The following is a 6,000-nucleotide window of genomic DNA, read 5'->3' as shown; positions in this document are numbered from 1 at the left end:
AGTGGTCAGGGTCGCGTGGGCGAGGAGATGTGGAGAAGAGACAGTGCCGGTCAACCGCGCCGAAACTCATTCAGCTTGTGAACTTGTCCTTGATATCCGAGACCTTGTCACTGACAGTGTCTCCGGCCTTCTTGACCTTTGCCTCGCCCTGATCGGCAACACCTTCGGCAGCCAGATCGTCATTGCCCGTGGCATTTCCGATCTTTTCCTTGGCTTCGCCGATGAGATCCTCAGCGCGGTGCTTTGCCTTGTCGATGAAGTCAGACATGTGTTTCTCCTTCTTGAATTCGGTGTGGATTCGGCCGTGGGATTCAGTCGAACTCGAACTGCGTGGACAAATGTGTCAGCGTTTTCCGGTGACTGCCTTGACCAGGAACAGCAAGATGACGGCGCCGAGGAGGCAAGTGAGGAAGCTGAAGATCCAGCCTGCACCCTCGACATCGACGCCGAAGACTCGAAGCAGGAAACCACCGATCAGGCCGCCGATCACACCGACAACGATGTTGAGGAAGATCCCCTGCTGCGCATCGGTTTTCATGATCTTGCTGCCGATCCAACCCGCTAGTCCACCGATGATGATCCAGGCGATGATTCCGAGTGAGAGCATTGTGACTCCTTGAGGTAAGGGACGGCGCAATGAGAGACTGCCGGTGAAGGGAGAGTTCCGAGCGATCGGCCCGCGCAACTAGACCGTGATCGCGGGTTGTGTTTGCACACAACCGGACTCTCCGCCGCACGACGCGGGGGATCGTGCACTCAGTAGCAGCCACATTGTCTGCTTACCTTTCTATCAGGTGTTCACGACAGAACCAAAATGACTGGCGATTCACCACATACGAGAAACGACACTCACCGACGCGCACATGATCAGCGTCACTACGATCGCGATCGCCATCGAAGTGACGGTCGCAAGGAGCACCGTGACACACAGTGCCACAGCAACATCCATGACTCTATGCACGATCGGGAGGTCTACCAATACCCGGTCGCCGGGAGGCTCAAACCTCGATTGATCAGAGAGTTCTCGGCTCATCGCGTTTCGCGCTTTCCACGGCGATGTGAGTTCTGGTCGCGACGGATGGATCACCGACCATCGACTCGACTTGATCCCCCGTGTCAGTGACGCGAGCAATCAACTCGGACAACGTTTCCGATCCGGATACGACGCTACGTCTCAACGTCACTCGCAAATCGATCGTGCGAACTCCACGATCGAGCAACGCTTTTCCTCGGACACGCGACACTTCGTCGAAGTCCTCCAGTGATGCGCTCGCCCCTTCCGCCACCGCACCCAGATCCGCGGTGATGGAATTGTGTGAGTTCGACCCAGGGACCGTGATCTCCTTCACCCGACGCAGCGGCACATGCGCGATCAACCACCGCAACGCGAGGAGGACTAGCAGTACTCCCCCAGCTCCGACAGCCCACGGCCACCACGAGTGATCGACAAGATCTTCAGCCCACGGGATCTCGATACGCGCCGGGAAATCCTTGATCACGTCGCGATTCCACAGGATCGCTGCAAATCCCAGCGCTATCGCGAGCATCCCCACGACGCATGTCGCCACGCGATCCATCGCCGTCGCCGTCCGAGTCATGACAGTGATCCCGTCTGGATACGAACCTTGATTCGCGGCGATGGTGACAGCGACCCGGCCAAGTCCCCCAGCACCGCACGGATTTCCGATTCAGCGGTGGCGGCTCCATCGGGCGTGACCGAGGCCTTCACGTCCAGCTTGCGCCGGGTCGCGTGTGACGAAGCGGATCGAACCTGGGCCAGTGACTCGACGCGAACAGACGCTATCGCCGCTACATCGGCGGGATCGATCCATGTATTCGCGACTCCGACCAAGGCATTGGCAGTCTTTCGTCGCGGTTTGAGTCCGAGGATGACGAACCACAGGCCGAGAACGACGGCTGCGATCCCTGCCGGCAACATCCAACCCTGGTACGCGAGCCCGTCCACATATGCGGCAGCACTTGGTATCCACTGCGACCCGGTGATCACGCCGGTATCCACCAGCGCGTCGCGGACGCCGACCACGCCGAGCGCAAGTAGCGCCGCGGCGATGAGGAATCCCGTGACGGCCGATCCGGGCGCCGCAAGGGGAACAGGAGCAGCAGCCCTCGAGGCAGTGGGTGGTGCGACCTTGTCGGCGGTCATCGCACTTTCCTTCCCGCGTCACGCTTGGTCGATGCCGGGAGAACGCTCACGATCGCCACGTCCACGCCGTCTACGTCCAGGCCCGATACAGACTGCAACTGGGTTGTCACGTTCTCTCGCACCGCGGTACCGATGACCGACAAGGATCCGGGCCACTCGATCGCGATGTCCACCTTGGCCCGTACCCGCTTGCCGGATACCAGCACTCGCGCCCTCGGCAATTCGCGCCCGGTCAGTTTGTCCATGCCGGCGGCGTGATGGCGCACCCCCGGGGTTCCGCGCGTCGCCTCGAGAACCAACTTCTGCGCGACTCTGTCTCGAATCGTCAGGGTTCCGCGATCGCCCGGCTCACCAAGCACCGACGACTCCGGTCGAGCTGTCTCAGCCACGTCCGCGACCCTTCAGCATCACACCGAGATCGAACTCGCCGTCACGCTGACCACCGACGAGGTATCCGATCACACCGAGAACCAGAGCGATGAGGAATCCGGTGAAACCGCCTGCAGCAGCTGCGACTCCGAGAAGTAGTCCTGCCAGTAGGCCGACAGTCGAGGTGGTCATGTGAATCCTCCGTTGTGGATGATGTTCGATGGTGCCTGTCAGATCTCGGTGTAGGTCTTTGCACCCGGAAACCGAGCGCGCACCCGCGTGTACTGGGCCCGAACGGGTTTGGCTATCTGTCGCATCGTGCCGCGCAGCGACGTGCGCACAACCACACCGATCGGGGATGCGAAGTCCCGGTCGACGCGTTCGAGTGCTCGATTGAGCGCGTCGGCAGATCCGCCCACGTCGGGGTGGTAGTTCCTGATCGCCTCTCGGCGTGTGGATCGTCGATCAGGACCTGAACCCCGAGAGTGCTCAGGCATCGCGTCCACGACCGACTACGTCTTCCACTGTCACGTTCACGGGGCCTGTGACGAGTCCTGAAACCGCTTGGCGGATACGTAAAGCCGTGTCTCGAACGGCGGCGTCGGCGAAGATGCACACATGGATGTCTGTCGACGACTCCGTCACCCGCACGCCGACGACGCGACGACCGGGGAGGTACGTGCCAACCTCGCCGAACATTCCGGCATGAAGCGAGGCGACCCCAGGTAACCCCGTCACAGCCGCCGCGATGGTGTCAGCGATTTCGGAGCTCACTGCACCCGTGCAGTCTTGGGCTCGCCGGTTTCGTCGTCGCTGCCCTCGTCGAGGTGGACGTCGTGAACCGTGATGTTCACCTCGGTCACCTCGAGGCCGGTCATCCGTTCGAGCGCCGCAATGACGTTGCGGCGAATGCCGGTGGCCAGATCGGCGAGCGATACGCCGTACTCGGCCACGATGTCGATGTCGACCGCTGCCTGCTTTTCGCCGACCTCGACCGATACTCCCTGGGAGTGGTTGACACTCGCGCCGGGGATCCGCTCGCGCAGTGCCCCGACAACCCGGGACGCTCCGCCGCCGACGTCGTACACACCGCTCACCTCTCGCGTGGCGATGCCGGCAATCTTCGAGACAACGGTGTCGGCGATCGACGTCTTTCCTTGAGAGCTCACGAGAGCCGAGTCGTTCGATGATGCAACATCCTTCGTAGATGCTGTCGCAACCTGTGTGCTGACCATTGTCATCTCCTCCTGTTGATCGATCTACCTGTGTAGTCGTCACTCGAAGGCAAAACCGAATGCCCCAGTCAGGTGACGTGCATCACTGACACTTGTTAGTTACTGTCCGTAACATTCAACGCCCCGGCCGGGCGAACAATCTTCGAACGCAGCCGAGTTTTCCGCATTTCCGCGAGAGGAGCGACTGTGGCGTTACCGCACACACAGGGGCTCACCGAAGCACCTGACGGCTTGGACACCGCAACGGTGGACGCTGCGATACTCGGCGACCGAGAAGCATTCGAGTCACTGGTGCACTACTACGGACCTGCACTTCACCGCTATGCGCGTCGAATGCTCGCAGATGAAGGCGACATTCTCGAGGTAGTCCAGGACACCTTCGTGGCCGCGTGGCGCCGACTCGATTCATTTCGTGGCGAATCGTCGATGCGAACATGGCTTTTCGCGATCTGTTCCCGAAAGATCGTGGACAGCTATCGAATCAAGAGAGCGCAACCGATCGACGACAAGCTGCTGGATCCTCTCGTGCCGTCTCCCGAGGCCGGCCCGTTCGACACGACCTCGAACGCCGCGTTCCTGGAGGCACTGGAAGAAGCGTTGGGTGAATTGCCTTATCGCCAGCGTGCGGCCTGGACGCTGCGAGAGGTGGAGATGCTCACGTTCGTTCAAATCGGCAAGATTCTGAGACTCACTCCGGATGCAGTGCGAGGGCATCACCATCGTGCACGGGCTAACCTGAGTGAACGAATGACGAGGTGGCGATGACTGAATCACGAACCGACGCATTGATGGCGCACGCATCCGACGTCCTGCGGAACGCTCCCGAGCCAGGCTGGGATCGAATCAGCGACAAGGTGATCCGGGCGCTACGGTCGACCTCGGCGTCCGGTTGGCCGCTCGACGCACACGCGTCCGAAGGTCCACGTCTAGGCACGGTGTCGGTGAGCGATCACGTACTCCGCACCCATTTGGCCGCCGAGATACGTTCTCGACACCACTGCTCGCCGAGCAGTATCGAGTTCTTCGTCGACGGCCACGAAATACGTTCACTACGTATCGAACTGGCAGCGCCATACGGAGTGGATCTGGCCGAACTGTCGGACCGGGTTCGATTCACCGTCGTCGATGTCGTTCACCTGATCCTCGGTGACATGGACCCACCCGTCTCTGCAGAGAGCGTCCACATCGCCGTAGTCGACATCGTGGATGATCTACCTGCCGAGGAGAACACCAAAAGCCACTCCGAGCACTAGGTGTTTGTTCGGCAAGTGTTTGGGAACCCGGCACTCATGACCACTCCCCCACCACCGGATCCGGGCCCCGTCCCCGACCCGGGGTCGCCGACACCACCCGCGCCGGCACCACCCGATCCGCTGAATCCCCAGCCCGTGCCACCGACTCCGACGCCACCACCCGCGCCGGCACCACCCGATCCGCTGAATCCCCCGCCCGTGCCACCGACTCCGACGCCACCGAACCCGTATCCCCCGGATCCGATCCCGCAGATCTGAAGTCAGCTGCCCCGAACTTCAGCCTTCAGCCGCCGAGTTCGGCGATCATCTCGCTCAACGATTCTGCGGCGATACGTAGTTCACCTTCGTCGGGGTTGTCGGGCGAGGACGGTAGGCGTTCGGCCAACTGTTCGCGAGTGACAAGCGAGATACCCTCGAGACCGAACCCTTCTTCATCGGGGACGTAGATCTCGATCTCGCCCCCAACCGCTACCAATTCCGAATGGGGCCCGCTGCCCAGCAGTGCACGCAGGTGTTCGGTCGTCACGGTCATATGGTTCACGTGAAATCTCCTGCTTCGGTGACAGCTGACTTTGCTGGTATGGCTCGACGTGACGTACTGACGCGACGTGACGTACTACCCCTATTGAGTACCCCTCACGGGTGAGCAAGAAACGACAAGTACATGAACACCAACCTTCAGAGAGACGCAGCCACCATGAGTGAACGAAATTCCACCGACCGCACGGATCAGACGGACGAGCCGCAGACCACCGGCACCGACCACGGTCCCGGAACCGGGGCCGATGCCGCACACAAGGACGTTCAGACCGATCCGTCGGGCGAGCGTACGTGGGCCGACGAGGGTGGAGCCTCGAGTACCGGCCCGGCAACCGACACCGACTGATCGCGCAAGAGCTCAGTCATCGGGACCAAGGTCCCGTGGGCCGACGCTCACGGGTCCTTGAAATCCTTACGGATCTAACGCTTTTCACCTGAG

General features: G+C 61.2%; 13 protein-coding genes. 3 read left to right on the top strand and 10 right to left on the bottom strand.

Annotation, left to right across the window (positions count from 1 at the left end; translation table 11 throughout):
- Nucleotides 1–70: 70 nt before the first annotated feature.
- The 9 genes from AC3WQS_RS25870 to AC3WQS_RS25830 all read right to left on the bottom strand — a co-directional run bounded on the left by AC3WQS_RS25870 (nt 71) and on the right by AC3WQS_RS25830 (nt 3,768).
- Nucleotides 71–268: a CsbD family protein gene (locus tag AC3WQS_RS25870; protein WP_019747449.1), complete on the bottom strand. Its 198-nt coding sequence runs from the start codon at nt 266–268 to the stop codon at nt 71–73.
- 75 nt (nt 269–343) lie between these two features.
- On the bottom strand, nt 344–607 hold the full coding sequence (locus AC3WQS_RS25865; protein WP_047890188.1) for a GlsB/YeaQ/YmgE family stress response membrane protein: 264 nt from the start codon (nt 605–607) through the stop codon (nt 344–346).
- Between the two features lie 406 nt (nt 608–1,013).
- Nucleotides 1,014–1,598 carry a hypothetical protein gene (locus AC3WQS_RS25860; protein ID WP_492713171.1) on the bottom strand — a complete coding sequence of 195 codons (585 nt, stop codon included), beginning with the start codon at nt 1,596–1,598 and terminating at the stop codon, nt 1,014–1,016.
- On the bottom strand, nt 1,595–2,164 hold the full coding sequence (locus AC3WQS_RS25855) for a DUF6286 domain-containing protein (protein WP_408989849.1): 570 nt from the start codon (nt 2,162–2,164) through the stop codon (nt 1,595–1,597). Before AC3WQS_RS25855 ends, AC3WQS_RS25860 begins: the two co-directional genes overlap by 4 nt.
- Nucleotides 2,161–2,553 (bottom strand): Asp23/Gls24 family envelope stress response protein, encoded by a 393-nt coding sequence (locus AC3WQS_RS25850; protein ID WP_019747452.1) that lies wholly within the window; start codon nt 2,551–2,553, stop codon nt 2,161–2,163. The genes AC3WQS_RS25855 and AC3WQS_RS25850 overlap by 4 nt, the downstream gene beginning before the upstream one ends.
- On the bottom strand, nt 2,546–2,725 hold the full coding sequence (locus AC3WQS_RS25845; protein WP_003943629.1) for a hypothetical protein: 180 nt from the start codon (nt 2,723–2,725) through the stop codon (nt 2,546–2,548). Before AC3WQS_RS25845 ends, AC3WQS_RS25850 begins: the two co-directional genes overlap by 8 nt.
- A 38-nt stretch (nt 2,726–2,763) precedes the next feature.
- The gene (locus AC3WQS_RS25840) at nt 2,764–2,952 is read right to left on the bottom strand and encodes a hypothetical protein (protein WP_223258031.1); all 189 of its coding nucleotides are present in this window, start codon (nt 2,950–2,952) and stop codon (nt 2,764–2,766) included.
- A 70-nt stretch (nt 2,953–3,022) separates the two neighbouring features.
- Nucleotides 3,023–3,307: an Asp23/Gls24 family envelope stress response protein gene (locus tag AC3WQS_RS25835; protein WP_020906553.1), complete on the bottom strand. Its 285-nt coding sequence runs from the start codon at nt 3,305–3,307 to the stop codon at nt 3,023–3,025.
- The gene (locus AC3WQS_RS25830) at nt 3,304–3,768 is read right to left on the bottom strand and encodes an Asp23/Gls24 family envelope stress response protein (RefSeq protein WP_003943699.1); all 465 of its coding nucleotides are present in this window, start codon (nt 3,766–3,768) and stop codon (nt 3,304–3,306) included. The genes AC3WQS_RS25835 and AC3WQS_RS25830 overlap by 4 nt, the downstream gene beginning before the upstream one ends.
- 186 nt (nt 3,769–3,954) lie before the next feature.
- Here AC3WQS_RS25830 and AC3WQS_RS25825 point away from each other — a divergent pair, with 186 nt between their 5' ends.
- Together AC3WQS_RS25825 and AC3WQS_RS25820 are read left to right on the top strand one after the other, a co-directional pair.
- Nucleotides 3,955–4,533 carry an RNA polymerase sigma factor gene (locus tag AC3WQS_RS25825; RefSeq protein WP_020968728.1) on the top strand — a complete coding sequence of 193 codons (579 nt, stop codon included), beginning with the start codon at nt 3,955–3,957 and terminating at the stop codon, nt 4,531–4,533.
- Nucleotides 4,530–5,021, top strand: coding sequence for a hypothetical protein (locus tag AC3WQS_RS25820; protein WP_225989303.1), 492 nt, complete (start codon nt 4,530–4,532; stop codon nt 5,019–5,021). Before AC3WQS_RS25825 ends, AC3WQS_RS25820 begins: the two co-directional genes overlap by 4 nt.
- A gap of 283 nt (nt 5,022–5,304) precedes the next feature.
- Here AC3WQS_RS25820 and AC3WQS_RS25815 read toward each other — a convergent pair whose 3' ends face one another.
- Nucleotides 5,305–5,553 (bottom strand): hypothetical protein, encoded by a 249-nt coding sequence (locus AC3WQS_RS25815; protein WP_007726566.1) that lies wholly within the window; start codon nt 5,551–5,553, stop codon nt 5,305–5,307.
- Nucleotides 5,554–5,718: 165 nt separating this feature from the next.
- Here AC3WQS_RS25815 and AC3WQS_RS25810 point away from each other — a divergent pair, with 165 nt between their 5' ends.
- Nucleotides 5,719–5,907 carry a PI-type proteinase gene (locus AC3WQS_RS25810; RefSeq protein ID WP_228117918.1) on the top strand — a complete coding sequence of 63 codons (189 nt, stop codon included), beginning with the start codon at nt 5,719–5,721 and terminating at the stop codon, nt 5,905–5,907.
- The last annotated feature ends 93 nt before the right edge of the window (nt 5,908–6,000 follow it).

The organism is Rhodococcus sp. FW305-130, assembly GCF_058788335.1.
The sequence above is the reverse complement of the archived record's forward strand: the minus strand, read 5'-3'. Positions and strand labels throughout refer to the sequence as shown.